The organism is Parvularcula oceani, assembly GCF_000733125.1.
Lineage (GTDB): Bacteria > Pseudomonadota > Alphaproteobacteria > Caulobacterales > Parvularculaceae > Parvularcula > Parvularcula oceani.
In genome coordinates, this window is the sequence record NZ_JPHU01000009.1 from 23,479 (window position 1) to 47,800 (window position 24,322).

Below are 24,322 nucleotides of genomic sequence, written 5' to 3' on the forward strand. Positions count from 1 at the left end.
ACGCTAGCAGCAGCCGGCGCGGCACCGCCAGCCGCCTGGGCCCTTCAGGCCTCGACGATCATGCCGTCATAGGCGGGTTCGACCCCCTCCGGCGTTTCCTCGGCGACGGTGCGGTAATCCATGTCGACATGCAGATTGGTCAGCACGCCGCGCGGGATGCGCAGCCGCTCCAGCCAGTCGAGCGCGCGGCCCAGATGGACATGGCTCGGATGGGGCCTGTAGCGCAGCGCGTCGAGGATCCAGACCTCCGACCCTGCCACGATCTCGAAGCTTTCCGGCGGAAGATCGTTGAGGTCGCTCGAATAGCTGATCGGCCCCGTGCGGAAGCCGAGCGAGGGCACCGTTCCGTGCTCTTGCAGGAAGGGCGTGACGGGAACGGGTCCTGTCGGCCCGTCAACTTCGACCGTCTCGCCCGGGGCAGGCATGCGGCGCGCGTCGAGAATGGCCGGATAGGGGCTGTCCTGCGCCTGTTCGAAGCAATAGGCGAAGCGGTCCATGAGGTCCGGACAGGTCAGCGGGTCGACATGGACCGGCACCCGCTTGCCGGTGTTGAGCGCGAGGGCGCGGAGGTCGTCGATGCCGTGGGTCTGGTCGGCGTGATCATGGGTGAAGAAGACCGCATCCACCCTGCCGCAGCCGACGGAGGTCAGCTGGAGGCGGAGTTCGGGGGCCGTGTCGATGAGGACCGTCGTCAGCGCCTCCGCGTTCCAGCCCCGCTCCTCGCAGGCGCGCTGGACGAGAATCGAGCAGCGCGTGCGCCGGTTCTTCGGCTCCTGCGGGTCGCATTCGCCCCAATTGCCGCGCCCGTCGGCCCCGCCGATGCGCGGCACGCCGCCCGACGAACCGGATCCGAGAATGACCGCGCGAAGCTTCATGAGGCCAGCTTGGCGCGGCGGAACAGGCGGAAGAAATTCTCGGTCGTCGCCGCGTCCAGCGTTTCCCGGTCCACGCCCTGAAGCTCGGCCAGCCTGTCGGCGACACGGGGCAGGTAAGCCGGCTCGTTGCGCCGCCCCCGGTGCGGAACGGGCGCGAGGAAGGGGCAGTCGGTCTCGACCAGCAGGCGGTCCAGCGGCACGCGCCGCGCGACCTCCCGCACGGCTTCGGCCTTGTTGAAGGTCACGATGCCGGAAAAGGCGACATAGCCGCCCATAGAGAGCGCCGTCTCCGCGAGCGGCCACTCGCCGGTATAGCAATGAAGAAGCGGCGTGAAGGCTCCCTCCTCCGCCTCCTCGCGCAGGATCGCGGCCACCGCGTCGTCGGCATTGCGCGCATGGATGATGACCGGCAGGCCCGTCTTTCGCGCGGCGGCGATATGCGCCCGGAAGACGGGCTCCTGCATTTCGCGCTCCGAATATTCGTAGTGGAAGTCGAGCCCGCACTCGCCGATGCCGACGACCTCTTCGGGTTCCGCGAGTTCGACGAGCGTCTCGGCGGCAAGACCGGGATAGTCCTTGGCATGGTGCGGATGGACGCCGACGCTGCGCCAGAGATTGGGCCGCCCGCGCACGATGTCGGCGATCTCCTCCGTCAAGGACAGCCGGTCGGAAATCGCCAGCATGGCGCCGACGCCTGCCGCCTCGGCCCGGGCGAAGACCTCCTCCAGGTCTTCTTCATAGCGTTCGCCGTGCAGATTGACGTGGCTATCGACCAGCATCGGTCCTCCGCATTCCTTTCGCCAGAAGCCGCCCGAGCACGAGAGCGGTCTGCGTCCTGTCGCCGTTCAGCGCCTCGGAGCGCGCACTGAGCGCCCGCGCCTCGTCCAGCGCCTCGAGAAGCACCGGCCCGGCCGCATTCGAGAAGACCGGATCGCTCTGGCCGCGCAGCGCGCCGCCGATCCGGTCGAGCACGATCTGGCGGGCCTCGGGCCAGGCCGCATCATTGGCCTTGGCGCCGGCCGCCTCCGCGACAGCCAGCAGATCCTCCTGCCCCGCCACTGCCGCAGCGAACCGTTCGGCCAGTTCCCGCGCCGCCTCGGCCTCTCCGTCCAGAAGCGACAGCGCCCGTCCGGGCGCGCCGGCCGACAGCCGCGCCGCATCGCGGCCTTCCGCTTCACCTATGCCGGTCTTTCCCGAAAGCCAGCCCGCCAGCGCGTCTTCGTGAAGCGGCGGCAGGGGCAGGAGGCGGCAGCGGGAGCGGATCGTCGGCAGGAGGCGGCCCGGCGTCCGGGACAGGAGGAGGAATGCCGTTCCCGCAGGTGGCTCCTCCAGCGACTTGAGAAGCGCGTTCGCCCCGGCCCGGCCGAGCTCGTCGGCCGTGTCCACCACCACGACCCTGCGGCCCGAACTCGCCTTGGTCGAAAGGCGCGCCGTCGCGGCGCGCACATCATCGACCGCGATTTCGGTCTTGAGGCGGCCCGTGCGCTCGTTCTCGCGCCGCTCGAGGATGACGAGGTCGGGATGGCTCCGCTGCGCCACGAGGCGCGCCGTGGTCTCATCCGCTTCGCCCAGCCGCTCTGCCTTCGAAAGAAAGGCCCGCGCGATCGCGAATGCGAGGGTCGCCTTGCCGACGCTGCGCGGTCCCGTCAGCAGCCAGCCGCCTGCCAGCGCGCCGGCGCCGAGCGCGGCATCCACCCGCTCGCGCACTCGCGGGGCTATGAGGATGTCCTGTGTCTGCTCGGGCGCGTCCATCAGGACGCAGCTAGCAGGTCCGGCAGCCGGTCGGAAACCGCGGAAAGGATTCGGTTCTGCACCGCCTCAGGGCTGCCGCTCGCATCGATCAGCACGGCATTGTCCCGCTGCGCGATCCGCAGGAACCGGGCCCTGACCTTCTCGTGATAGGAAAGCCCCTTGGCCTCGAACCGGTCGGCGGCCCCGCGGGCGGCGGCGCGTTCCAGCCCCGTCTTCACGTCGATGTCGAAGACCAGAACCAGATCGGGTTCGACCGGACAGACCCATCGCCGCAGGGCGTCCACGATGTCCTGATCGAGGCCCCCGCCGCCGCCCTGATAGGCGTCGGTCGAGTCCGCATAGCGGTCGCACAGAACGCTCGTGCCGGCCCGCAGCGCCGGCAGGATCACTTCCTGCACATGGGCGTCGCGCGCGGCGTTCATCAGCAGCGCTTCGGCGAGCGGCGTCCATGCGGCATCGGGGTTGAGGAGCGCGCTGCGCACGGCCTCTCCGCCCTTCGTGCCGCCCGGTTCGCGCGTGGTGAGAAGCGCGCCCGGCAGCGTTTCGGCCAGCCGCGCGATCTGCGTCGTCTTCCCCGCGCCCTCAGGCCCCTCGAAGGTGAGAAAGCGTCCGCTCATTGGAAGGCGTCCGCTTCGGGCGGCGTCAGCAGCGCCTGAAGGCCGAGGCCGATCTTGGACCATGCGCTGAGGCCCTTCACCCGCTTCGCCGTATAGAGCGGATATTCGCGCGGCTCCTCGCCCGGCATGGTCAGGTGCAGGATCGCCACCTGCGCCCCCGCCTTCACCGGCGCGGGCAGCGGCCCCTGATAGGTGATATGGGCCTTGGCGCCATCGAGCGAGCGCTCGTGCAGGGTGAAGCGGATATCGGTGTCGAGCGCGAGCGGCACGGTCTCTTCCTGCCCGGCGAAGACCTCCGCCTCGCCCACCACGTCGCCCTTCTCGAAGAAGGTGCGGGTATCGAACTCCTCGAAGGCGATGCGCATGATCCTGTCGGCTTCGCTGCGGCGGGCGCGTTCGTTCGCAAGCCCGTGCAGGACGATGATCCGTGTCTCCCCGTCCCGCTCTGCGAGGCCCACCACGCCATAACCCGACTCATCGGTGTGCCCCGTCTTCATGCCCTTGGCGCCCTCGAAGACGCCGAGCAGCGGGTTGCGGTTGCGCTGCGTGATCTCTGACCAGGTATAGTCGGGCAGGCCGAAGATGTAGCGATAGTCCGGATGCCGCTCCCAGATGCGCTGCGCGAGTTTGGCGAGGTCGTGCGGGCTCATCCACTGCTGAGGGTCCGGCAGGCCGGTGGGATTGGCGAAGTGGCTTTCCGTCAGCCCCCACTCCTCTGCCTTGGCGTTCATCAGCTTGGCGAAGGCCTCTTCCGATCCTGCGATATTCTCGGCGACGACCACGCTCGCATCGTTCCCGGACAGGACGATGATGCCCTTGAGAAGCTCGATGACCGGGATCTCGGTGTCGACCAGCACGAACATCTTCGAGCCGCCCCGCCGCCAGGCGTTCTCCGACACCTCGAAAAGCGTGTCAGGCCCGATCGTGCCACGCTCGATCAGGTCGAGCACCACGGCCGCCGTCATCAGCTTGCTCATCGAAGCGGGCGGCATGGGCTCGTCCGCTTCCTTGCCGAAGAGGACCTGCCCCGTTTCGTAGTCGAGGATGATCGCCTGATCGGCCTGCGTGCGCACGAACTCCTCTGCGGCGAACGCAGGAGCGGCCGCCGAGAGGATGACCCCCGCCAGAATGCCCAGCAGTCGCCCCGTCATCGCGCGCTCACGATATGCGCGTCCGGAAACCCTGCCTTCTGCGCCACGCGCAGCGCCTCCCGCGCCGGGAATTCGTGCTCATAGGGGCCGATGCGCAGGCGGTGCAGCGGCACGGAGGACTGCTCGTCCGTGCTCAGCGAGATCGGCACGGCGCGCGGCAGGCGGGCGCTCGCGCTGGCGGCATTCTCCGGCGAGGTGAAGGCGCCGATCTGAACGTAGTATTGCTGCGGCTCCGGTTCCGGCGCGGGGGCGACCGGCACTTCGACCACCGCTTCCTCCGCCTCCGCGACGACCACCGCGATGCCCCGCACGGTCTCTCCTTCGAACTCGCCGCCCTCCTCGATACGGGTCTCCACCGTCTGAGGGATGGCGCCGACCTTGGGCTCTTTCACCATGGCGTAGCGGCCGTCGCGATAGGCCTCGGGTTCTCCCACCCGGGTGATCGCCTCGCGCATCGAGCCGGGGCCGAGATACTGAACGCGGACACGGGCCAGGCCTGCCTGCCGGCTGCCGAGCTCGTCCGCGGCGGCTCGCGAGAGGTCGAGGATCCGGTCGCTGGCGAATGGCCCGCGATCATTCACCCTGACGACGACCTGCCGCCCATTGTCGAGATTGGTGACGCGCACGAGCGAGGGCAGCGGCAGGGTCGGATGCGCCGCCGTCAACCGGTTCATGTCGAATACTTCGCCATTCGCGGTCAGCTTGCCATGAAATTTCGGCCCGTACCAAGACGCGACGCCCATGCGGTCATAGCCGGGGTCGTGTTCGGGCCGGTACCAGACGCCGTTGATCTTATAGGGCTTGCCGATCTTCTGATGCGGGTTCGCCGCGACGTCCGGAAGGCTGGAACGGCTGCCACCGCCCCCGGCGCAGGCGGCGAGCGCGAGCAGAACCGAAGCGGCAGCGAAGCGGCGGAGCATGGCCTGTTCCCGATCTATGCAGGATCAGACCCTTGCACCCCTTATCCTTAATCGCCGCTTAAGCGCCCCGGACCTCGCCCGGATCAGCGGTCGATTTCGCCGAAGACGACGTCGAGCGTGCCGATGATGGCCGAGACGTCGGCCAGCAGGTGACCCTTGTTCATCCAGTCCATCGCCTGGAGGTGCGCATAGCCCGGCGCTCGGATCTTGCAGCGATAGGGCCGGTTCGAACCGTCCGAGACGAGATAGACGCCGAATTCGCCCTTGGGCGCTTCGACCGCCGTATAGACCTCGCCCGCCGGGACCTTGGGCCCTTCGGTATAGAGCTTGAAGTGGTGGATCAGCGCTTCCATCGACGATTTCATCGTCGCGCGCGGCGGCGGCGCGATCTTGCCGTCCTGGATCGCGATGGGCCCGGGCTCGAGCAGTTCCGCGCATTGCAGGATGATGCGCAGGGACTGCTTCATCTCCTCGATGCGGAGGAGATAGCGGTCATAGCAGTCGCCGTTCTTGCCGAGCGCGATGTCGAAATCGAGTTCGTCATAGATCTCGTAGGGCTCGGCCTTGCGCAGGTCCCAGGGCACGCCGGAACCGCGCAGCATCGGGCCCGAAAAGCCCCAGGCGAAGGCGTCTTCCTTGGTGACGATGCCGATATCGACATTGCGCTGCTTGAAGATGCGGTTGTTCGTGATCAGGCCTTCGATCTCGTCGAGCACCTTCGGGAAGGTGCCGCACCACGTGACGATGTCCTCGATCAGCTCGGGCGGGCAGTCCTGGTGGATGCCGCCGACGCGGAAATAGGCCGCGTGCATGCGCGCGCCCGAGGCCCGCTCATAGAAGGTCATCAGCTTCTCGCGCTCCTCGAAGCCCCAGAGCGGCGGGGTCAGCGCGCCGACATCCATGGCCTGGGTCGTCACGTTGAGGAGGTGGCTGAGAATGCGTCCGATCTCGGACCACAGCGTGCGCAGGATTCGCGCCCGCCGCGGCGGCTCGATGCCCAGAAGCTTCTCCGCCGCGAGGACGAAGGCGTGCTCCTGGTTCATCGGCGCGACATAGTCGAGCCGGTCGAAATAAGGAATCGCCTGCAGGTAGGTCTTGTGCTCGATCAGCTTTTCGGTGCCCCGGTGCAGGAGCCCGATATGCGGGTCGACCCGCTCCACGACCTCTCCGTCCAGTTCCAGCACCAGGCGCAGAACGCCGTGCGCGGCCGGGTGCTGGGGGCCGAAATTGATCGTGAAGGGGCGATCGGAGGACGCGTCGGAGAAACTGTCCTCAACTGTGAGAGTCCGGGTGCTGCCGTCGGCCATGCCTGCGTGTTCCTAGCGCAATCGATCTTTGGGGCTATCTCCCCGGAGATAACGCTCGGCGCAAGGCCTTCCAACGGATCGAGGAGAGAAGATCGCGTCCCGGACCCGTTGTCGCAGGCATCAGGACCGGTTCTGCGGCTCCGCCGTGCCGCGCACCGGCAGGAGCCTGTGATCGGTGATGCGCGGCGCGAGTTCGGCCTCCAGGATCTCGAGGAGGTCCTGTTTGAGGTCGGGAGGCAGTGGCCGCGGCAGGCGGCTGAGCGGGCTGTGAAGGTGCGGTTTCATCATGCGCCTCCCCGATCAGCTGAGCGCCGGTGCGGCGATGCCGGGATCGGCGAGAAGAGAGGCGACCTGCGGAAACGCGTCATAGGCCGTCCAGCCCGCCATCGCCGTCAGCACGAACACCAGTCCGAAGACGAGGCGCTCGAGCTGCCGGGCCTGGCGCCGCGCGGGCGCCATCGCGCCGCGTGCCTTCTTGGCGAAAGCCCCGGCGGCGTAGGACTGAGAGTTTCTGTGGCTCATCATGGCAGTCATCGGCTTGTTCCTTCATCCGGTACATGGCCCCCCGGATGATGCCGTTGTGCTGCCTGTGCTTGTCGAATTTGCGCTGCGGCTGAGGAGTCTTTGCGACAGCGTCAGCGGGAGCTTACGACGATCGGTAGAATTCGACCGATAGGCGCGAGGCTCAGGCCTTGTCCGTCCCGGTATCGCTCTTCTCGTCTCCGGGAAGGTCGTACTGGCTGCCCTCCCACGGCGAGAGGTAGTCGAAATTGCGGTATTCCTGCTCGAGCTTGACCGGCTCGTAGACCACGCGGCTCTGCTCGTCGTCCCAGCGCACCTGCGTGAAGCCCGTCAGCGGGAAGTCCTTGCGCAGCGGGTGCCCCTCGAATCCGTAATCGGTGAGGATGCGGCGCAGGTCGGGATGGCCTTCGAAGACGATCCCGTAGAGGTCGAAGGCCTCGCGCTCATACCAGTCGGCATTCGGGAAGGCGTCGATCACCGAGGGCACGCTGTCGCCGTCGGCGACGGAAATCTTGACCCGGATGCGCTGCACGTCCTGCAGTGACAGCAGGTGATAGACCACGTCGAACCGCTTGCGCCGTTCGGGATAGTCGACGCCCGCGAGGTCCTGGAGCTGGATGAACCGGCACAGCGGATCGTCGCGCAGGAACCGGAGGACCTCGACGATCTTCGCCGCCGTCACCGTCACCGTGAGTTCGCCATAGGCGATCTGCGAGGCGACCAGGGTTTCGCCCAGGGTCGCGTCGATGTGCTCTTTCAACTCCTGGAGGTTGTCGGTGGTGGCGGTGAGGGACATCGGCTTTCTCTCAAAGGCGGCGCAGGACGGAGGCCTCCGTCCCGACGGCTTTCGCGACTGCGATGCCGCGCGGCGGCGGCGGGGTCAAGGCCCCGCCCCGCCCGCAAGGCCCGGTCAGCCATCCAGGAGGTCGGTCTTCACATCCATCAGCACTTCGGCGAGTTCGGTCTCGACGCAGTCCTGAAGCTGCTTGGCTTCGTCGCGCTGACTCTCGGGGCCGAGCCAGCATTTCTCGCGGGATTCCTTGTCGGGCCACAGCGCATAGGCCGCGTAGCTGCCGTCGTCGCATTTGTGCAGCGTCGCGCCATGGGCGCCGCAGCGCTCTTTTCCGTCCTTGGTGACCTGCTCCCAGGCGGCCTCGAAATCCTGCTCCCGGCCGGACTTGATTTTCCAGTGATAGAAGACGGCATGCTTCATGGGGTGCTCCTAGTTCATCGTGTCGAAACGCATGACCACGGGAACACCCGTCGCGGTCACGCGTTCGCCGCCGACCAGCGCAGGGCGGTAGCGCCACTGGCTGAGGGCGCGCACGCTGTAGGGCACGAAACAGTCATGGCTGGCCGAGGCGACCGCGATATTCGCGGGGACGCCGGATGCCAGCAGATCGAAGGTCAGGTCCACGCTCTGCCCTCCGCCGCCAGCAGTCCTGTAGCAGTGCTCGAAGCCCTCGGGCGGGACCCAGCGGGTCACCCGCTGCGGCCATGCGTCGCTGATCTCGGAGGCCGGCACGGTGGGCCCGCGAAGCGCGACCGGATTCATCCAGTCGCTGGCCACCACCGCCTCGGGCGCCTCGCGGCGCGTCTCGGTGGTGGCGCAGGCCGCGAGGAGCGCGAGCGGCACAAGGGCGCAGAGACCCTTTCTCACCGCTCGATCGTTCCCTCGCGGCGAATCTTCTTCTGAAGCTGGAGCAGGCCGTAGACCAGGGCTTCGGCGGTCGGCGGGCAGCCCGGCACATAGACGTCGACCGGCACGATCCGGTCGCAGCCGCGCACCACCGAATAGGAATAGTGGTAATAGCCGCCGCCATTCGCGCAGGAGCCCATGGACACCACATAGCGCGGCTCGGGCATCTGGTCGTAGACCTTGCGCAGAGCCGGCGCCATCTTATTGGTGAGCGTGCCGGCGACGATCATCAGGTCGGATTGCCGCGGAGAGGCTCGCGGCGCCATGCCGAACCGCTCCATGTCGTAGCGCGGCATGGAGGCCTGCATCATCTCGACCGCGCAGCAGGCGAGGCCGAAGGTCATCCACATCAAGGATCCGGTGCGGGCCCAGTTGATGACGGCGTCGGCGGGCGCCGTGAAGAAGCCCTTATCCGCCAGCTCGTCCGAGACGTGGCGGAAGAAGGGATCTTCGGCGGTCGGGTTGTAGCCCTCGACGCCGGCGCGCCCTTGCGTGCCGTAGCCGACATCGCTCGGGCCGACCGTCGTCGGCGGAATGCCGGGCTGGATCTTGCCGGGAATCGTTTCCGCAGGGCCGCCGGTCTTGCCGATATCGGGCGAGGCCAGAACCCGCTTCTTGCCCTCTAGCGCCATTCCAGCGCTCCTTTCTTCCATTCATAGGCGAAGCCGATGAAGAATACGCCCAGGAATACGAACATCGACCAGAAGGAGAAGATCTGGAAATCACGGTCCAGACCGAGCTCCGGATTGAACAGCGTCACCGCCCAGGGAAACAGGAAGGCGACGTCGAGGTCGACGATGATGAACAGGATGGCGACGATGTAGAACTGCACGTCGAACTTCATCCGCGCATCCTCGAAAGGCTCAAAGCCGCACTCATAGGTCGAGGTCTTCTCCGGATCGGGATTGGAAGGCGCCAGCACCATGGGCAGCACCATGAAGGCGAGCCCCAGCACGGCCGCCAGGCCGGTGAAGATCAGGATCGGAAGATAGTTCAGCAGGAACTCAGAGGAGGCCATGAGGGTCCTTCGGGATATGTCTGCCACATAAGGCTGCGCCGCGTGCGCACCAAGAAGGCGATGCGCCGCACGCTGCGGGGTCTAGAGGGTTTGCGCCCGAAAGGGAAACCCTTCCGGGACGCCTGTCAGCCGTTGAGGCCCTGGCGGCCGATCTTGAGGAACTTCTCGCGCCGCGCAGCGACGAGGTCCTCGCCCGACAGTCCGCCCAGCGCGTCCAGCGCATTCACGATCGCGTCGCCCAGCGCCTCGACCATGGCGGCCGGATCGCGATGCGCGCCGCCCTCGGGCTCCTCGACCACCTCGTCGATCACGCCGAGCGCGAGAAGATCCTGCGCCGAGATGCGCATGGATTCGGCCGCGTCCGGCGCCTTGTTCTCGCCCTTGCCCTGCGCGTCCTTCCACAGGATCGACGCGCAGCCCTCGGGCGAGATCACCGAATAGACCGAATGTTCGAGCATCAGCACGCGATTGCCCGCGGCCAGAGCCACCGCGCCGCCGGAGCCCCCCTCGCCCACGATGACCGAGACGATGGGCACCCGCGCGCCGAGGAACTTCGCCGTAGAGCTTGCGATGGCTTCGGCCTGGCCGCGTTCTTCGGCCCCCAGGCCCGGATAGGCGCCGGGCGTGTCGACCAGGGTGACGACCGGCAGGCCGAAGCGTTCGGCCATGTCCACGAGGCGGATCGCCTTCCGATAGCCCTCGGGCCTGGCCATGCCGAAATTGTGCGCGATGCGGCTCTGCGTGTCCGTGCCCTTCTCGTGGCCGATCAGCATGACCGGGCGGCCGCGCAGGCGGGCCGGCCCGCCGAGGATCGCCGCGTCCTCGCCGAATGCGCGGTCTCCCGCCAGCGGCGTGAAGTCCGTCGTCAGCCGGTCGGTATAGTCGCGGAAATGCGGCCGGTGCTGGTGGCGGGCGACCTGCGTCTTCTGCCAGCGGCTGAGATTGGCATAGGTCGTGTTGAGCAGCTTCCCGGCCTTCTCCTCCAGCTTGGTGATCTCGTCATTGACGCCGAGCTGCTCGTCGCCTTCCAGCGCGCGCAGCTCGTCGATCTGGCCTTCGAGCTCTGCGAGCGGCTTCTCGAAATCGAGGTAGGTTCTCATGGCGAATCCGTTAGCCGAGCGGGGCGCGCGTGACAAATGCTCACGCTCACGCGGCATTGAGTGGGTGCTTCTCTTCGAGAACGCGCGCCAGCCGTTCTCTCGTGACATGGGTGTAGATCTGGGTCGTCGTGATATCGGCGTGGCCGAGCAGCTGCTGGACCGCGCGAAGGTCCGCGCCCCCTTCGAGGAGGTGAGTCGCGAAGGCGTGGCGAAGGACATGCGGGGAGACCCGCTCGCGCGCGATGCCTGCGCGGCTCGCCGCGTCCTTGAGGAGCTGGGCGAAGCGCGCGGCCGTCAGGTGCCCGTCCTTCCCGTTCGAAGCGAAGAGGAAGGGATTGTCCGGCGCCTTGGTGAAGCGCGCCCGCCCCTCTGCGAGATAGAGCGCGGCCGCCGAGATGGCCTCGTCGGTCAGGGGGACGAGGCGTTCCTTGTCGCCCTTGCCCACCACGCGCAGCCAGGGCTCGCCGTCGCGCAAGGCGACCCTCGGGAGCGAGACGAGTTCCGAGACCCTGAGGCCCGTCGCGTAGAGGATCGTCATCAGCGCATGAAAGCGCAGAGCGCCCGGCTCGCCGCCCGCCGCCTCGGCCTCAGAGAGGTCGAGAAGGCGGCCGACCTCTTCGGGCGACAGCGTCTTGGGCAGGGGGCGGCGCGTCTTGGGCGCCTCGATCGTCAGCGTCGGGTTCTCGCTCGTCGCGCCGTCTTCGAAGGCGAAGGCATAGAACTGGCGCAGGGCCGACAGGCAGAGCGCCGCCGTCGCGGCGCTGCGGCCGGTGTCGTGGAGATGCGCGAGATAGCCGGCGACATCGTCCCGCCCGGCTTTCGTCAGCGATGTCTTCTTCTTCGAGAGCCAGGCGCCGAAGCGGCCCACATCGCGGCCGTAATTCCGCACGGTGCGTTCGGAGGCGCCGCGCTCGACCAGCAGCATCTCGCAGAAACTCTCGGCGAGAGCTTCATCGGGGGAAGGCTTGGTGCGGCTCACTGCCCCTCCGGCTTGAGGCGGGGCACCGGCTCGCCGGTCTCGGCCTCGGCGGGATCGTCCTGCGTCTCGTCCGTCCCCTGCCCGACCGCGGCGGCGGCCAGCTCGTCGAAGGACAGGCGGCGGGCAATGCTGTCGGCATGGCCGGACTGGCGCAGCATGACCTCGACCAGGGTCGTGCGGAAGGCCTCGGTCTCCTCGGTCGCCTCAGTGCCGAGCCCGGTCAGCGCGGCCAGGGCCGCGGCGCCGCTGCTGCCGGAATGCGCGGCGGAAAGAGCAAGCTCCAGAAGGCCCGCCAGATCGGTGCCCGCCTGCGCGGCCTCGTCCGCGAAGAGGAGGGTCGGCGGCACGGGCTCGACCGTCAGCTGCGCCCGCTCTGCAAGGCGCTCCGCCGCATCGGGGTCGAGCACGGAATAGAGCCGCAGGAGATCCTCTGGCGGCAGGGGCGTCGTGCTGTCGGTCCCGTCGGCGAGGACCGCCCGCAGCCAGCGCTGCGCGGCCCCTCCTTGTCCGTTCGCCATGGCGGCGAGGGCGAATTCGCCCGCGAAGGGCGCATAGCCGAGCGTCGGCCGCGTCTCCTCGACGATATCCGCGAACAGCGCCGCCCGCGCCCTGTAGGCGTCCCAGCCGCTCGCCGCGCGCAGCGATTCGGCCAGCGCCGTCGCCTGGTCGAGCGAGCCTTGATCGCGTTCGATGACCGTCGCGACTTCCTCGGCGAGAGCATTGTTGCCGAGCTGGCTGACCAGAGTCCGCGCCTCCTCGCCTTGCAGGAGGCCCAGAGCGAGGGCCCGCTCTATGGCATCGGCGCGCAGCGAGGACGTCGCCGCCGCATCGCGCGCGATCGCCGTGACGAGCGCGCCGGGCGCCTCGCCGAGCGCGGCTGGGGCCACGGGCATCCCGGCCATGCGCGCGGCGGCGTATTGGAAGGCATTGGCGGGCGAGACGGCCGTCTGCGCGCCGCCCCCGGCGAGAAGCGCGGTGAACAGGCGGTCATCGCCTTCAGTCAGCGCATCCTGATCACGCAGGAGCCCGAGCGTCAGATCGGCAGCGGGTCCTTCGTCGTTCTCCACATAGCAAAGAAAGCGCAGCTTGAGCCAGAACGGGTCCTGCCGCCCCACGCGCAGATTGGCTCCGCGCGCGCAGGCCTCTGCCATGTCGCCGTCCAGAAGCGCGGCATAGGCGACGACTTCGGACAGGGCGGCCTCGGTCCTGAGGCCGGGCGCGATTTCCGCGAGGCCCGCGGCGTCGCGGTAGAAGCCGAGCCGCGCCGCAGCCAGCAGCTTCGCGCCCGCAAGCGCATTGCCGGCTCCTTCCGGTCCCTCTCCGGGCGAAAGCAGCACCCGGCGCGCCAGATCGAGATAAGCGGGTTCGGCGAAACGGTCCGGCAGCGCCGCGAGCAGCCCGGCGACCGTATCCGCGTCCGCCCCCTCCCACAGATCGGCCGGCAGGGCGCCGGTGCGGGGCGTCAGGGCGCCGAGGGCGAAGGCGCTGTCGTCGAGATCCACCGTCTCGATCTGCGCGGCGGCGCTGCCGAGCGACAACGCGGCCGTCGCCGCGAGCGTTGCGAGTGATTTCATGGACTGACCTCCCGAGCCTGCAGCTCGACCTCCTGCTCGATCACGCGTTGGCTCGGCTGCCGGCGATCCCCCAGAACGTAGAGCATGACGAGGGTCAGAACGAGCAGCACGAGGAGGAACAAGAAGAACCGCAAATGACGCCTCTTTCCAGCCCGGCTGCGGGCTTCGCCTACCGCGCCAGGGTTAACGTTCCGATAGCGGCGGCCCGGTCCGCCGTCACTCCGTGGTTTCCACCGCACGCGCGCCGGTCTGCACGCCCAAGGCCTTGAGCTTGCGGTGCAGCGCTGACCGCTCCATGCCGATGAAGGCCGCGGTGCGCGAGATGTTCCCGCCGAAGCGGCCGATCTGCGCGACGAGATATTCCCGCTCGAAGCGCTCCCGCGCCTCGCGCAGCGGCAGGGCGATCACCTGTTCGAGGCTCTCCCCGGTGGGCAGGGCCGGTCCCGAGCCCATCACCTCTTCGGGCAGCTGCTCGACGCCGATCGAGCTTCCGTCGCGTCCGGCCAGGATCAGCGTCCGCTCCAGCACGTTGCGCAGCTGGCGGACATTTCCCGGCCAGCCATAGGTCTGCAGCGCCGCGATCGCCTCGTCGGTCAGGCGCCGCCTTTTCATGCCGCTCGCCGAGAGGGAGGCGAGGAAGTGCTCGGCCAAAGCGGGCACGTCCTCCCGCCGCGAAGACAGGGACGGGGTCGTCATCTTCACCACGGCGAGGCGGTGATAGAGGTCCTTGCGGAACCGCCCCTCCTCCGAGGCGACGAGAAGGTCCTCCGAAGTGGTCGAGACGACGCGCACGTCGACCTCGACCGGCTGCGTGCCGCCGAGGCGGCGAAAGCGCTGGTCGACCAGCACGCGCAGGATCTTGCTCTGCGTCTCGGGAGGCATGTCTCCGACCTCGTCGAAGAGCAGCGTGCCGCCATGGGCCTGCTCCATCAGCCCGATGGTGCGCGGATGGCCGTCCTCGCCCTCCACGCCGAACAGCGCCTCCTCCATGCGGTCGGGCTCGATCGAGGCGGCGGAGACGATGACGAAGGGCCGGTGCGCCCGCCGCGACTGCGCGTGAAGGCTGCGCGCCACCATCTCCTTGCCGGATCCGACGGGCCCGTCGATCATCACCCGGCTGCGCGCATCGGCGACCCGGTCGATCATGCCGCGAAGCTGCACCATGGCATGCGAGTTTCCGATCAGCGCGATATCCGCCGAGCGCGTCTTGAGGACGGAGTTCTCCCGCCGCAGCTCCGCCGTCTCGAGGGCCCGCTCCGCCGTCACCAGCAGCTTGTCCGCGCTCAGCGGCTTTTCGATGAAGTCGTAGGCGCCCTTCCGGATCGCGGCGATGGCGGTTTCGACATTGCCGTGGCCGGAAATGATCAGGACCGGCAGGTCGGGATGCAGCGTCTTCAGCTCGTCGAGGATCTCCAGCCCGTCGAGCTTTGAGCCCTGCAACCAGATATCGAGCACCACCAGCGCCGGCAGCCGGTCGCGCACGGCTGCGAAGACCGCGTCCGAATTGGCCGCCGTGCGCGGCGCATAGCCTTCATCCTCGAGAATGCCGGCGATCAGCTCCCGGATGTCTTCCTCGTCGTCCACGACGAGCACGTCGATAGGCATGGGTCAGGCACCCTCCCGTTCTTTTCGCGGCGCGTCCTCGGCGCCATCGCTTCCGTCGTTTTCGGTCGTATCGAGCGCGGGCAGGACGATGATCGCGGCCGCGCCGCCGCCTGCGGCATCGCCGAGCGAGAAGCGGCCGCCATGGTCCTCGACCGCCTTGCGCACGATGGCGAGGCCGAGGCCCGTCCCCTTGGCCCGCGTCGTCATATAGGGCTCGGTCAGCCTGTGCCGCTGCTCGCGCGGCAGGCCGGGGCCGTTATCCTCGATCGCGATGACCGCTTCGCCCCCCTCACGCCGCACGGTCAGCGTGATGCGCGGCTTCCCCTGGGCCCCCTGCTCGGTCACCGCCTCCGCCGCGTTCTTGACGAGATTGCCGACGGCCTGACCCAGAAGCCGCCCGTCGCACAGCGCGCGGACCGGCTCCTCTCCGAGCCGCGTCTCGAAGCGCACATTCGGGAAGGCCACGGTCAGCGGGAAGGCCGCCTCGCGCACCACCTCGCGCAGGTCTTCCTCGTCCATGATCGGCGCGGGCATCCGGGCGAAGGAGGAGAACTCGTTCACCATGCGGCCGATATCGCCGACATGGCGGACGATGGTGTCGGTGCAGCGGTCGAAGACCTCGCGGTCCTCCTCGGGGATCTGGCGTCCGTAGCGGCGGCGCAGCCTTTCGGCGGAGAGCTGGATCGGGGTCAGCGGGTTCTTGATCTCGTGCGCGATCCGCCGCGCGACATCGCCCCATGCGGCATTGCGCTGCGCCGAGACCAGCTCGGTGATGTCGTCGAGCAGCACGATGCTTCCCGACCCGTTCGGCTCTTCGGGCACGATGCGGACATTGAGGATGCGGGTGCCCCGCTTGCGCTCGACCTCGATCTGATCGCGGAGTTCGCCATCGACCGCGCCGCGCGCACGCTGCAGGAGCGGCGCGAGCTCGGGCGCGACGCTGCCGAGCTCCGCACCGGCCAAGCGTCGCCGGTCATGGCCGAGGATCACCGCCGCCGAGGGGTTGGCGAAGACCAGCCGCCCGTCCTCGCCGACGTTCAGAACGCCTGCGGGCACGCCCGACAGCACGGTCTCGATGAAGCGGCGGCGCGAATCCGCCCGGTCATTCGCCGCAATGAGGTCGTCGCGCTGGGCAGAGAGCTGCTCGGTCATGTCGTTGAAGGCGCGGCCCAGATCGCCGAGTTCGTCGTCGCGCGGCCGCACCTCCACCCGCGAGGTCAGGTCGCCTTCCGAGACGAGGCCCGCCGCCGTCGCCAGCCTGCGCACGGGATCGACGATGTTCCCCGCCACCAGGAGGCCGATCAGCACCGCCGCGAGCAGCAGGATGACCAGCAGGAGGCCGTAGCCGATCGCGAAGGTCACGGTGAGGTCGGACAGGCGCTCGCGCACCGTCGCCGTCTCGTCGCGGTAATCCCGCACGGCGATCAGCTGGCGGCTGAGGGCGGGCACTTCGGGCCGGTAGGCGATCAGCGTTCCGCCGCCCGCCGATTCCACGCGCAGCGCGGCGTAATAGGTGTCGAGCGTCGCCGGATCGAGCACGTTGAAGCGGTAGTCGTTCACCTGATCGAGCTGCGCCAGCACGTCGGCGGGCGGCAGGGCGAAGACCTCCTCGGGCACTTGGCTGACCGCGGCCACGACCCGGCCGTCACCGTCAAGAAGCGTAAGCCCCGCGAATTCGCGCAGGACGGCCTGCCCCAGGAGATAGCTGCGGAAACCGATAGGCGCCGCTTCGGGTCCCGCCCCTGCGCGCTCGAGCGCCGCCAGATCGGTCGCGAGCTGGATCAGCTTCAGGCCGGTCCGCCGCGATTCGGCGTCGAAATATCCGTTGGCGAGGTCGCGGGCGACGAGGTTGGACTCCTCGACCCGCTCGAGGAAATAGTTCTGCGAGAAGGCCTGGAGCACGGCCCCTGACAGCACGAAGGCCACGACGGCGGGGATGACGGTCACGAGCGACAGGACCCCGACCAGCCGCCCATGCAGCTTGGCGCCGCGCAGGCCCATCTTGCTCGACCGGTAGAGGTCGAGGAGCCGTCCGGCCACCAGCGACGCCAGAATGCCGGCCACGATGGTGAACAGGGCGAAGACCACCGGCACGAAGCGCGGCGCATCCTCGGTCAGGTGCGTCAGGACATAGGCGGTCGTGAAGAAGACGATGCTGGCCAGAGCCGCCAGAGCCAGCAGCACCGCGCGCCCGGACCGGACCGAGGCCGGTCGAGCCGCTCCCCCGCCGGGAGTTCTCCGCCTGAGCAATGCCGCGCTCCTTCCAGAAGGACGGCACGCTGCCCCACCTGTGGCAGGAAATCAACATTCCGTTGCGCAAGAAACACGATCCGGGTTCAGGCCGCCGCCCGCGCCTCCTCCTCGCGCAGAAGCGCCGCTTCCAGTCCCGCGGCCACCCGCTCGGCATCCGCCTCCCGGCAGAGGCGGCTGGCGATGGCGCGCCCGGTTTGCGGATCGTCTGCATAGGCCGCGCGCAGATAGGCAGCGACATGCTTGCGGGCGGTCCTGAGGCCGAGCAGGCGCCCCTTTTCGGGTCCCTGCCGGTGGCCCGCCTCGTAATGTCCGACCGCTTCCCGGTAATGCGCGACGGCGATTCGCGCCTGCACCTCGCGGGTCGGCGCGACAGCCTCTCCGCCCGTCTCGAGCGCCTTCGCCACGGCGCCGAGAAGCCAGGGCTGGCCCTCCGCCGCGCGTCCGATCATCACGCCGTCCGCGCCGGAGCGGCGCAGCGCCTCGCGCGCATCCGCGGCGCCATGGATATCGCCATTGACGACGAGCGGGATCGAAACCGCGTCCTTCACGGCCCGCACCGCATCCCAGTCCGCCTCGCCCTTGTAGAACTGGCAGCGCGTGCGGCCGTGGACGGTGACGAGCCGAACGCCCGCCGCCTCGGCCCTGCGCGCAAGCTCCGGCGCGTTCAGGCTGTCATGGTCCCAGCCGAGCCGCATCTTGAGGGTGACGGGGATGGAGACCGCTCCCACCGTCGCCTCGATCAGGGTCAGCGCATGGTCGAGGTCCCGCATCAGGGCGGAGCCCGAAAGCTGGCCCGTCACCTGCCGCGCCGGGCAGCCCATATTGATGTCGACGATCTCGGCGCCCCGCGCCTCCGCGATCCGCGCCCCCTCCGCCATCCAATGGGCCTCGCGTCCGGCGATCTGCACGACGCGCGGCCCCGGCACGTCCTCGTCCAGCGCCGCGCGAAGGACCACGTCCGGCCGCGCCCGCGCCAGCTCTTCGGAGGCCACCATTTCGGACACTACCATGCCCGCCCCGCCCTGCGCGACAGCGCGGCGGAAGGGCAGGTCGCTGATCCCGGACATGGGCGCGAGGATGACCGGGTTGGTCAGCGTATGGGGGCCGATTGCGATCATGGGGACGGCGTCTAAACCAATCGGCGTCAATTCTGGAACATCGTCCTTTGAACCATGATCGCGAAATAGGCGATCGTGGTCACCGTCGTGCCTGAACAGACGGTGCGGCTGATGCCGTCCATCTGGGACCATCGCAGCGTCGGCACTTCGAGCTTGCGCCGCAGCTTGGCTGTGCGCGCCAGATCCCCAAGGGCCAGAAGCAGAACCGCGAAGAACGCATAGAACACCCATGGCGGCGCTTCGAATTTCGGGGGGAGGATGGCGCCGATGGCAATCCCGATGCCGACGCATACCAGCGCCTGTACCGTTTGGCGGCGCCGGTCTTCGGGAGAGCCCGCCCGCCTGTTCCCATAGACCGGGTTCTCGTACTCCGCCCGCATGCGAGCCGTCATACCCGGCCGGAACGCACCGTTTTCTCCAAACCGTTCTTCCCGCTTCAACCCCGCTGCTCCTCCAGGCTCCGCGTCCGCTCGGTGACCTCCTCGCCCGTATGGGCCGTGGTCATGGGCTCGACGAGGGCGACGAGGCACTCCTCTTCGGCGACCGGGTTGTGGCGCACGCCCGCCGGGACGACGTGGAGGTCGCCCTCCCGCAGCGTCACGGCGGGGCGGTCTTCGTATTCGATCCGCAGGGTGCCTTTGAGGACGAGGAAGGCTTCGTCCTCTCCCGCATGGTCGTGCCAGACGAACTCGCCGTGCAGGCGCGCGACCTTGATCGCCGTGCCGTTCACCTCGCCGACAATGCGGGGCGACCAGGTTTCCGGGCGGTCGGCGGCGATGGCCGCCAGGTTCAGGACGCTGTTCTCGGGCATGGCGCTCCCTAGCACGCCGCAGTGGGAGTTGACACAGTTCGACGATTAGCGAACTATCGAATTGTGAGCACCGTTCTGAAAGCCCTTTCCGACCCGACGCGCCGCGAGGTCCTCGAACTCCTCAAGCGCGGACCGATGTCCGCGGGCGAGCTGTCCGAGCATTTCGCGGTGTCCAAGCCGACCATGTCGGCGCATTTCGCGGTCCTGAAGGAAGCGGACCTCGTTCACGCGGAGAAGTCCGGCCGCAGAGTCATCTACCACCTCAAACTGTCCGTTCTCGAAGAGGCGCTTCTCGCTCTGGCGGGTCAGTTCGGGATTTCGCTTTCGGCCCCTACCCGTCCCAAAGGAGAGACGTCATGAACCCTCGCATCCGGTCCGCCCTGTTCTTCGCAGGCCTCATCATCGCAGCGGCCTTCGCGCTCCGCTGGGCGGAGGGCGCGAGCCTCGTCGATGCGAGCTCCGACCGCGCCTCGGGCGTGATGATGGGCCTCGTCCTCGCCTGGTTCGGCAATCTGACCCCCAAGCAGGTGACCGGCGGCTGCGGCGCCCCCGCCGTGGGACAGTGCAGCGAGTTCCGGCGCTTTGCGGGCAAGATGTTCGTCCTTGCGGGCTCCGCCTATGCGATCGTCTGGATCGTCACGCCCATCGCCTTCGCCTCCGAACTGGCGATCGCGACGATCATGATCCCGTTCCTGATCGTCCTCTTCCGCGGCCTGCGCCGCCGGTTCGCGGGCTGATCCTCACGCGCCGAGCTTCGCCTCGAGCTGGCGGCGTGCATCGGGCAGGCTCCGGCCCGCCGGAGCCAGAAGGCGGTCTTCGAGAAAATACCCTGTCATCCGCAGCGCGGCGCGAACATCGCCCAGCACCGGCTCGCCCCGGTCGATGAGGAAGGGCGGCAGGGGCAGAAGCTTGTCCTTGTACGGCATCCCCGCCTCCTGGCTGACGGCGGTCCCGCTCTTGGGACTGACGAAGACGAGGTCGGCGCCGTCCTCGCCGAGGCGCCCCGTCGCCGCGCAGCGGTCGAGCGTCAGGCCGAAGCCGAGCGCATCGAGCAGCCCCAGCTCCCATTTGGCGAGAACGATGGGGAAGATCGCCTTCTCCTCGATCAGGTCGAGAAGCACGCTGGTCGCATCGTAGAGCTGCGTCTGCTGCTCGCCCTCGGGCAGCACCGCCGATAGCGTTTCCGTCACGGCCGTCAGGCTCAACAGCGTCCGCCTGTCGGCGAATGCCCCCGCCGCGCGCGCTCTTTGCAGCTCGAGGTCGAAATAGCCGAGCGCCCGCTCGCCCTTGCCGTGCCAGGTGACGGCGACGCCGTTGCCGGGTTGCAGGAGCGGCCGCTTCGTCCTGCCCTGCCCGCCATAGACGAAGGCGCCCTGGCGGCCATGCAGCCTCGTGAAGAGATCGCCGATCACGTTCGCCTCGCCATGGGAGCGGGCCTGCAGGACGATCCCCTCGTCTGACCAGTTCATCGGCTAGGCTCCTGCGAAGTGGCGGACCAGAACGGTCGTCGAAAGAAAGATCCACAGCGTGTTGAACATGACCAGCGTCGGCAAGAGCTTCCGCATGGACGCCCAGATCAGCGCGATGGACGTTCCCAGCGTCGCAAGATGCAGCCACCAGATTTCCAGCCCGAAAACCAGTCCCGGCACGATCACGCCCGCCTTCGCGCCCCAGGCCAGGAACTCCACCGTGTTGTAGCTGGTCCAGTAGTCGCGCCGCGTCCACATGCGCAGGCAGCCGAGGATCGGCCGCCACCCGACGGCCGAATAGACCACGACCGTCAGCACCGAAGCGAGGAGCACTGCGAGCAGATAAGGCTGGTTCGTCATGGAAAGATCGTTCCCGCGGGCCGGCATGTCGGCCGACCATAGCTGCGGATGCGCAGCTTCCCAGCCTTCGGGGACCGGATGTGACGCCGCAGGCGGCGGGCGGCGGCCTCTTGCGGTTTATATCTCAAACCGGCATCGTCCGGGTGTCGCTTGGGATTCGGGGAGGGCGCACCATGCTCATAGAAGATGCGCAGGCGGAACTGCGCCGGGGCTTTGCAGGCGGCGGGGTCGGGGCCCTCTGGTCCGCTCTCGTCTGGGCGCTCGCGGGCGCCTTTACGCATTTGAACGGACTGTCGGCGGGCTATGCCGTCCTCTTCTTCGGCGGGATGACGATCTTTCCGGCCGCGACCGTCATCTGCCGGCACGTCCTGCGCCTGCCTGGCGTGTCGAAGGGCAATCCCTTCGGCCGCACCGTTGTCGAATGCACGATCGGCATGATCGCGCTCCTGCTCATCGCCTATGCGCTGCTGCCGACGCGGCCCGAACTCGTCCTGCCGATCGCGGCGATCGCTGTGGGTGTGCACTATTTCGTCTTCGCGACCGCTTATGGCGACATGACCTATTGGGTATTCGGCGGCGTCCTGACGGTTTTGGGGGCCGCGGCCTTTGCCGGATTGCTGCCCGCTTACGCGGCACTCGCCTATGCCGTGGCGGCAACCGAAGCGGCCTTCGGCGCCTGGCTGTGGCGGCGCGCCTCGGCCGCGCGTCCGGCCTAGCTTTTCGGCAGGCCCTCTAGGCCCATGCCGCGGAACCGTTCCGCATCCTGCGCCCAGTCCTCGCGGACCTTCACGAACAAGAAGAGGTGCACGGTCTCGCCGAGAAGCTCTGTCATCTCCTCGCGCGCGGCCTTGCCGATGGCGGCGATGGTGCGCCCCTTCTGGCCCAGGACGAGCGCCTTCTGGCTGTCCCGCTCGACATAGACGACCTGCTCGACGCGCAGCTCGCCCTTCTTGGTGCGGGTCCAGCCCTCGGTCTCGACGGTCAGCGAATAGGGCACTTCCTGGTGCAGGCGCAGGAACAGCTTTTCGCGCGTGACCTCGGCCGCCATCAGCCGGTCCGAGATGTCCGACAGCTGATCCTCGGGATAGAGGAAGGGCCCCTCCGGCATTTCCGCGAGAAGATGCTTCTCCAGATCCTCCGTCCCCCTGCCCTTGTCGGCGGAGATCATGAAGGTATCCGAGAAGACGCCCGTCTCGTTGAGGCGCTGCGCCAACTCGAGGAGCGGCGGGGCCGGCATGGTGTCGATCTTGTTGAGGACCAGCACCGCCTTGCGCCCCTGTTCTTTCAGCGCATCGATGATCCTGTCCGTGTCCTCGGCCGAGCGGCGGGCCGCGCCTTTCGCGCCCTCCTGCGATGCGGACACATAGGCCGGCGCGTCGACCAGCAGCAGGGTCGCGTCCGCGCCCTCCGCGCCTTCCCAGGCGGCCTGCACCATCGCCCGGTCGAGCGTGCGGCGCGGCGCGAAGATGCCGGGCGTGTCGATATAGACGAGCTGGGTCTCGCCCTTCACCGCGATGCCGCGCACGCGGGCGCGCGTCGTCTGCACCTTCTGGGTGACGATGGAGACCTTGGCGCCGACCAGGCGGTTCACCAGGGTCGACTTGCCTGCGTTCGGCGCGCCGAGCACGGCGACGACCCCGCAGCGGGTTTGTTTCGGTTCAGCCTCGGCCATCGGCCCGTTCCTTCGTCCAGACGCCTTCGCGGATCAGCAGCTTGAGCGCAGCCTCGGTCTGGGCGGCGCGCTTCGCGCTGCCCTGAGCCTGTTCCGGCGACAATTTCCCGACCCGCACCTCGACCGTGAAGAGCGGCGCATGGTCGGGTCCCTTGCGGTCGATATCGGCATAGGAGGGCGTGCCGAACCCCTTGTCCTGCGCCCATTCCTGGAGCGCGGTCTTCGCGTCCTCATGGCCGCCGGCGATCTCGTCGAAATTCTTCAGCCAATAGCCGTCATAGGCCGTCCGGGCGGCATCGAGCCCCCCATCGACGTAAAGCGCGCCCAGAAGCGCCTCGCAGGCATCGCCGAGGATCGCCGTGCGGTCCCGCCCGCCATTGCGCTCCTCGCCGGGCGAGAGGCGCAGGGCCGGCCCCAGCCCCCATGCGCGGGCGGCCTCGGCGCAGGTCTCCTTGCGGACGAGCGCGTTGAGCCGCGGGGCGAGTTCGCCCTCGGACATCTGCGGATAGCGCCGCCACAGCTCTTCGGCGGTCAGAAGGCCGAGAACCCGGTCGCCGAGGAATTCCAGCCGTTCGAGATCGCGCACATCGGCCTTGCCGCCCGTCACGCTGGCATGGGTCAGCGCCCGCTCGAAGAGGTCCCGCCGCTCGAACTCGTGTCCGAGCGCGGCTTCGACCTTCCGGGCTGCCTCCCGCCGCTCTTTGCCGTTGCGCGCCACTATTCGACGCGGTCGGTGATCCGGCCGTATCGGATGGCGCCGGGCCATTTCCAGATCTGCCACAGCCGCGCCTCCGAGCCGTCCACCGAGAAGGCGACGCGGGTCGCGCGGCCGACGATCTGGTCATAAGGCACGAAGCGGACGGTCGAGGTCCGGCTGTCGAGCGAATTGTCCCTGTTATCGCCCATCATGAAGTAATGCCCCTCGGGCACCTCGATGAGCGGCGTGTTGTCGTAGATGTAGTTGTCGCCCTGGCATTCCTGGATGACATAGCTCGGACCGCCATCGGGCATGGTCTCGCGATAGACCCGCGCCGCCGGCGCATAGCCGTCGCAGAGGGCCGGCACGTCGAGCGCCTCGCGCTGCACCGGTTCGCCATTGATGTGCAGGAGGCCGGAGATGACCTGGATCTCGTCGCCGGGCAGGCCGACCACCCGCTTGATGTAGTCGCGATTGCCGTGGTTCTGGTTCTTGAAGACCACGACCTCGCCCCGCTCCGGCGTGTCGCCGAACAGGCGGCCCTCGATGGGCATGCGGGTCAGCGGATAGATCAGCGAGGCGCGCGAATAGCCGTAGTCGATCTTGTCGACCAGGATGAAGTCGCCGACCAGCAAGGTCGGCTTCATCGAGCCGGACGGGATGTTGAAGGGCTGGATCAGGAAGAAACGCAGAAGCAGCGTCACAGCGACGGCGATCAGCACCGTCTTGATGATGTCCCAGGCTTCCTCAGCGGCCGTCATGGACCCCTCGTCGGAAAGGGTCTCGTTCTCCATGCCGACGCTGCGGCTCGTCTCTGCCATGT

The 24,322-nt window shown here is 68.2% G+C and carries 31 protein-coding genes; 3 read left to right on the plus strand and 28 right to left on the minus strand.

Annotation, left to right across the window (positions count from 1 at the left end; genetic code table 11):
• Positions 1–44 precede the first annotated feature (44 nt).
• The 23 genes from IE88_RS0110435 to IE88_RS0110545 form a co-directional block, all read right to left on the minus strand.
• Positions 45–875 (minus strand): MBL fold metallo-hydrolase, encoded by an 831-nt coding sequence (locus IE88_RS0110435; protein WP_031554108.1) that lies wholly within the window; start codon positions 873–875, stop codon positions 45–47.
• Positions 872–1,654 (minus strand): TatD family hydrolase, encoded by a 783-nt coding sequence (locus tag IE88_RS0110440; RefSeq protein ID WP_031554110.1) that lies wholly within the window; start codon positions 1,652–1,654, stop codon positions 872–874. Before IE88_RS0110440 ends, IE88_RS0110435 begins: the two co-directional genes overlap by 4 nt.
• On the minus strand, positions 1,641–2,627 hold the full coding sequence (locus IE88_RS16595) for an AAA family ATPase (RefSeq protein ID WP_051881918.1): 987 nt from the start codon (positions 2,625–2,627) through the stop codon (positions 1,641–1,643). The genes IE88_RS0110440 and IE88_RS16595 overlap by 14 nt, the downstream gene beginning before the upstream one ends.
• Entirely contained in the window at positions 2,627–3,244 is a 618-nt protein-coding gene (gene tmk / locus IE88_RS0110450) for a dTMP kinase (RefSeq protein WP_031554116.1), read from the minus strand. Before tmk ends, IE88_RS16595 begins: the two co-directional genes overlap by 1 nt.
• Positions 3,241–4,395 (minus strand): D-alanyl-D-alanine carboxypeptidase family protein, encoded by a 1,155-nt coding sequence (locus tag IE88_RS0110455; RefSeq protein ID WP_051881920.1) that lies wholly within the window; start codon positions 4,393–4,395, stop codon positions 3,241–3,243. Before IE88_RS0110455 ends, tmk begins: the two co-directional genes overlap by 4 nt.
• A complete protein-coding gene (locus tag IE88_RS18855; RefSeq protein WP_051881922.1) occupies positions 4,392–5,315 on the minus strand; it encodes a septal ring lytic transglycosylase RlpA family protein in 924 nt (307 codons plus the stop codon). The genes IE88_RS0110455 and IE88_RS18855 overlap by 4 nt, the downstream gene beginning before the upstream one ends.
• 83 nt (positions 5,316–5,398) lie before the next feature.
• Complete coding sequence (locus tag IE88_RS0110465; protein WP_031554124.1) at positions 5,399–6,622, minus strand: NADH-quinone oxidoreductase subunit D; 1,224 nt, start codon at positions 6,620–6,622, stop codon at positions 5,399–5,401.
• 120 nt (positions 6,623–6,742) lie between these two features.
• Positions 6,743–6,910, minus strand: a complete 168-nt coding sequence (locus IE88_RS18175; protein WP_156032562.1) for a hypothetical protein — start codon at positions 6,908–6,910, stop codon at positions 6,743–6,745.
• Between the two features lie 12 nt (positions 6,911–6,922).
• A complete protein-coding gene (locus IE88_RS0110475; protein ID WP_031554127.1) occupies positions 6,923–7,156 on the minus strand; it encodes a hypothetical protein in 234 nt (77 codons plus the stop codon).
• Positions 7,157–7,307: 151 nt separating this feature from the next.
• Positions 7,308–7,940: an NADH-quinone oxidoreductase subunit C gene (locus IE88_RS0110480; protein ID WP_031554130.1), complete on the minus strand. Its 633-nt coding sequence runs from the start codon at positions 7,938–7,940 to the stop codon at positions 7,308–7,310.
• A 114-nt stretch (positions 7,941–8,054) separates the two neighbouring features.
• Complete coding sequence (locus IE88_RS17390; RefSeq protein ID WP_051881924.1) at positions 8,055–8,357, minus strand: hypothetical protein; 303 nt, start codon at positions 8,355–8,357, stop codon at positions 8,055–8,057.
• 9 nt (positions 8,358–8,366) lie between these two features.
• The gene (locus IE88_RS0110490; RefSeq protein WP_031554135.1) at positions 8,367–8,804 is read right to left on the minus strand and encodes an energy transducer TonB; all 438 of its coding nucleotides are present in this window, start codon (positions 8,802–8,804) and stop codon (positions 8,367–8,369) included.
• Positions 8,801–9,475, minus strand: a complete 675-nt coding sequence (locus tag IE88_RS0110495) for an NADH-quinone oxidoreductase subunit NuoB (protein WP_081871604.1) — start codon at positions 9,473–9,475, stop codon at positions 8,801–8,803. Before IE88_RS0110495 ends, IE88_RS0110490 begins: the two co-directional genes overlap by 4 nt.
• Positions 9,466–9,861, minus strand: coding sequence for an NADH-quinone oxidoreductase subunit A (locus IE88_RS0110500; protein WP_031554141.1), 396 nt, complete (start codon positions 9,859–9,861; stop codon positions 9,466–9,468). Before IE88_RS0110500 ends, IE88_RS0110495 begins: the two co-directional genes overlap by 10 nt.
• 125 nt (positions 9,862–9,986) lie before the next feature.
• Positions 9,987–10,961 (minus strand): acetyl-CoA carboxylase carboxyltransferase subunit alpha, encoded by a 975-nt coding sequence (locus tag IE88_RS0110505; protein WP_031554144.1) that lies wholly within the window; start codon positions 10,959–10,961, stop codon positions 9,987–9,989.
• A 46-nt stretch (positions 10,962–11,007) separates the two neighbouring features.
• A complete protein-coding gene (locus tag IE88_RS0110510; RefSeq protein WP_036767049.1) occupies positions 11,008–11,940 on the minus strand; it encodes a site-specific tyrosine recombinase XerD in 933 nt (310 codons plus the stop codon).
• Entirely contained in the window at positions 11,937–13,514 is a 1,578-nt protein-coding gene (locus IE88_RS0110515) for a hypothetical protein (RefSeq protein WP_031554150.1), read from the minus strand. The genes IE88_RS0110510 and IE88_RS0110515 overlap by 4 nt, the downstream gene beginning before the upstream one ends.
• Complete coding sequence (locus IE88_RS18180) at positions 13,511–13,648, minus strand: hypothetical protein (protein ID WP_156032564.1); 138 nt, start codon at positions 13,646–13,648, stop codon at positions 13,511–13,513. Before IE88_RS18180 ends, IE88_RS0110515 begins: the two co-directional genes overlap by 4 nt.
• A gap of 82 nt (positions 13,649–13,730) precedes the next feature.
• Entirely contained in the window at positions 13,731–15,119 is a 1,389-nt protein-coding gene (ntrX, locus tag IE88_RS0110525) for a nitrogen assimilation response regulator NtrX (protein ID WP_031554151.1), read from the minus strand.
• Positions 15,120–15,122: 3 nt separating this feature from the next.
• A complete protein-coding gene (locus IE88_RS0110530; protein ID WP_051881926.1) occupies positions 15,123–17,303 on the minus strand; it encodes a sensor histidine kinase in 2,181 nt (726 codons plus the stop codon).
• A 152-nt stretch (positions 17,304–17,455) separates the two neighbouring features.
• On the minus strand, positions 17,456–18,490 hold the full coding sequence (gene dusB, locus IE88_RS0110535) for a tRNA dihydrouridine synthase DusB (RefSeq protein WP_051881928.1): 1,035 nt from the start codon (positions 18,488–18,490) through the stop codon (positions 17,456–17,458).
• A 26-nt stretch (positions 18,491–18,516) separates the two neighbouring features.
• Positions 18,517–18,930 (minus strand): hypothetical protein, encoded by a 414-nt coding sequence (locus IE88_RS0110540; RefSeq protein ID WP_156032565.1) that lies wholly within the window; start codon positions 18,928–18,930, stop codon positions 18,517–18,519.
• Positions 18,927–19,301 (minus strand): cupin domain-containing protein, encoded by a 375-nt coding sequence (locus IE88_RS0110545; RefSeq protein WP_051881930.1) that lies wholly within the window; start codon positions 19,299–19,301, stop codon positions 18,927–18,929. Before IE88_RS0110545 ends, IE88_RS0110540 begins: the two co-directional genes overlap by 4 nt.
• 63 nt (positions 19,302–19,364) lie before the next feature.
• On the opposite strand from IE88_RS0110545, the gene IE88_RS0110550 reads away from it, so the two are divergent.
• A complete protein-coding gene (locus IE88_RS0110550) occupies positions 19,365–19,661 on the plus strand; it encodes an autorepressor SdpR family transcription factor (RefSeq protein ID WP_031554167.1) in 297 nt (98 codons plus the stop codon).
• Entirely contained in the window at positions 19,658–20,038 is a 381-nt protein-coding gene (locus IE88_RS0110555; RefSeq protein ID WP_031554170.1) for a hypothetical protein, read from the plus strand. Before IE88_RS0110550 ends, IE88_RS0110555 begins: the two co-directional genes overlap by 4 nt.
• 3 nt (positions 20,039–20,041) lie before the next feature.
• Here IE88_RS0110555 and recO read toward each other — a convergent pair whose 3' ends face one another.
• Positions 20,042–20,770 carry a DNA repair protein RecO gene (gene recO, locus IE88_RS0110560; RefSeq protein ID WP_031554172.1) on the minus strand — a complete coding sequence of 243 codons (729 nt, stop codon included), beginning with the start codon at positions 20,768–20,770 and terminating at the stop codon, positions 20,042–20,044.
• Positions 20,771–20,773: 3 nt separating this feature from the next.
• Complete coding sequence (locus IE88_RS0110565) at positions 20,774–21,130, minus strand: hypothetical protein (RefSeq protein WP_031554174.1); 357 nt, start codon at positions 21,128–21,130, stop codon at positions 20,774–20,776.
• 173 nt (positions 21,131–21,303) lie between these two features.
• Between IE88_RS0110565 and IE88_RS17395 the strand changes: the two genes are divergently transcribed.
• The gene (locus tag IE88_RS17395; RefSeq protein ID WP_031554177.1) at positions 21,304–21,846 is read left to right on the plus strand and encodes a DUF7010 family protein; all 543 of its coding nucleotides are present in this window, start codon (positions 21,304–21,306) and stop codon (positions 21,844–21,846) included.
• Here the strand turns inward: IE88_RS17395 and era are convergent.
• The 3 genes from era to lepB are packed head-to-tail and all read right to left on the minus strand — an operon-like array spanning position 21,843 to position 24,320.
• A complete protein-coding gene (era, locus tag IE88_RS0110575) occupies positions 21,843–22,802 on the minus strand; it encodes a GTPase Era (RefSeq protein ID WP_031554180.1) in 960 nt (319 codons plus the stop codon). The two genes, IE88_RS17395 and era, sit on opposite strands and share 4 nt — an antisense overlap.
• On the minus strand, positions 22,789–23,520 hold the full coding sequence (rnc, locus tag IE88_RS0110580) for a ribonuclease III (RefSeq protein ID WP_031554183.1): 732 nt from the start codon (positions 23,518–23,520) through the stop codon (positions 22,789–22,791). Before rnc ends, era begins: the two co-directional genes overlap by 14 nt.
• The gene (lepB, locus tag IE88_RS0110585; RefSeq protein ID WP_202900491.1) at positions 23,520–24,320 is read right to left on the minus strand and encodes a signal peptidase I; all 801 of its coding nucleotides are present in this window, start codon (positions 24,318–24,320) and stop codon (positions 23,520–23,522) included. Before lepB ends, rnc begins: the two co-directional genes overlap by 1 nt.
• Positions 24,321–24,322: the final 2 nt, after the last annotated feature.

Coding starts and splice junctions, on each gene's coding strand:
- IE88_RS0110435 (WP_031554108.1), bottom strand. CDS start 875: ATGAAGCTTCGCGCGGTCATTCTCGGATCCGGTTCGTCGGGCGGCGTG.
- IE88_RS0110440 (WP_031554110.1), bottom strand. CDS start 1,654: ATGCTGGTCGATAGCCACGTCAATCTGCACGGCGAACGCTATGAAGAA.
- IE88_RS16595 (WP_051881918.1), bottom strand. CDS start 2,627: ATGGACGCGCCCGAGCAGACACAGGACATCCTCATAGCCCCGCGAGTG.
- tmk (WP_031554116.1), bottom strand. CDS start 3,244: ATGAGCGGACGCTTTCTCACCTTCGAGGGGCCTGAGGGCGCGGGGAAG.
- IE88_RS0110455 (WP_051881920.1), bottom strand. CDS start 4,395: ATGACGGGGCGACTGCTGGGCATTCTGGCGGGGGTCATCCTCTCGGCG.
- IE88_RS18855 (WP_051881922.1), bottom strand. CDS start 5,315: ATGCTCCGCCGCTTCGCTGCCGCTTCGGTTCTGCTCGCGCTCGCCGCC.
- IE88_RS0110465 (WP_031554124.1), bottom strand. CDS start 6,622: ATGGCCGACGGCAGCACCCGGACTCTCACAGTTGAGGACAGTTTCTCC.
- IE88_RS18175 (WP_156032562.1), bottom strand. CDS start 6,910: ATGATGAAACCGCACCTTCACAGCCCGCTCAGCCGCCTGCCGCGGCCA.
- IE88_RS0110475 (WP_031554127.1), bottom strand. CDS start 7,156: ATGACTGCCATGATGAGCCACAGAAACTCTCAGTCCTACGCCGCCGGG.
- IE88_RS0110480 (WP_031554130.1), bottom strand. CDS start 7,940: ATGTCCCTCACCGCCACCACCGACAACCTCCAGGAGTTGAAAGAGCAC.
- IE88_RS17390 (WP_051881924.1), bottom strand. CDS start 8,357: ATGAAGCATGCCGTCTTCTATCACTGGAAAATCAAGTCCGGCCGGGAG.
- IE88_RS0110495 (WP_081871604.1), bottom strand. CDS start 9,475: ATGGCGCTAGAGGGCAAGAAGCGGGTTCTGGCCTCGCCCGATATCGGC.
- IE88_RS0110500 (WP_031554141.1), bottom strand. CDS start 9,861: ATGGCCTCCTCTGAGTTCCTGCTGAACTATCTTCCGATCCTGATCTTC.
- IE88_RS0110505 (WP_031554144.1), bottom strand. CDS start 10,961: ATGAGAACCTACCTCGATTTCGAGAAGCCGCTCGCAGAGCTCGAAGGC.
- IE88_RS0110515 (WP_031554150.1), bottom strand. CDS start 13,514: ATGAAATCACTCGCAACGCTCGCGGCGACGGCCGCGTTGTCGCTCGGC.
- ntrX (WP_031554151.1), bottom strand. CDS start 15,119: ATGCCTATCGACGTGCTCGTCGTGGACGACGAGGAAGACATCCGGGAG.
- dusB (WP_051881928.1), bottom strand. CDS start 18,490: ATGATCGCAATCGGCCCCCATACGCTGACCAACCCGGTCATCCTCGCG.
- IE88_RS0110545 (WP_051881930.1), bottom strand. CDS start 19,301: ATGCCCGAGAACAGCGTCCTGAACCTGGCGGCCATCGCCGCCGACCGC.
- IE88_RS0110555 (WP_031554170.1), top strand. CDS start 19,658: ATGAACCCTCGCATCCGGTCCGCCCTGTTCTTCGCAGGCCTCATCATC.
- recO (WP_031554172.1), bottom strand. CDS start 20,770: ATGAACTGGTCAGACGAGGGGATCGTCCTGCAGGCCCGCTCCCATGGC.
- IE88_RS0110565 (WP_031554174.1), bottom strand. CDS start 21,130: ATGACGAACCAGCCTTATCTGCTCGCAGTGCTCCTCGCTTCGGTGCTG.
- IE88_RS17395 (WP_031554177.1), top strand. CDS start 21,304: ATGCTCATAGAAGATGCGCAGGCGGAACTGCGCCGGGGCTTTGCAGGC.
- era (WP_031554180.1), bottom strand. CDS start 22,802: ATGGCCGAGGCTGAACCGAAACAAACCCGCTGCGGGGTCGTCGCCGTG.
- lepB (WP_202900491.1), bottom strand. CDS start 24,320: ATGGCAGAGACGAGCCGCAGCGTCGGCATGGAGAACGAGACCCTTTCC.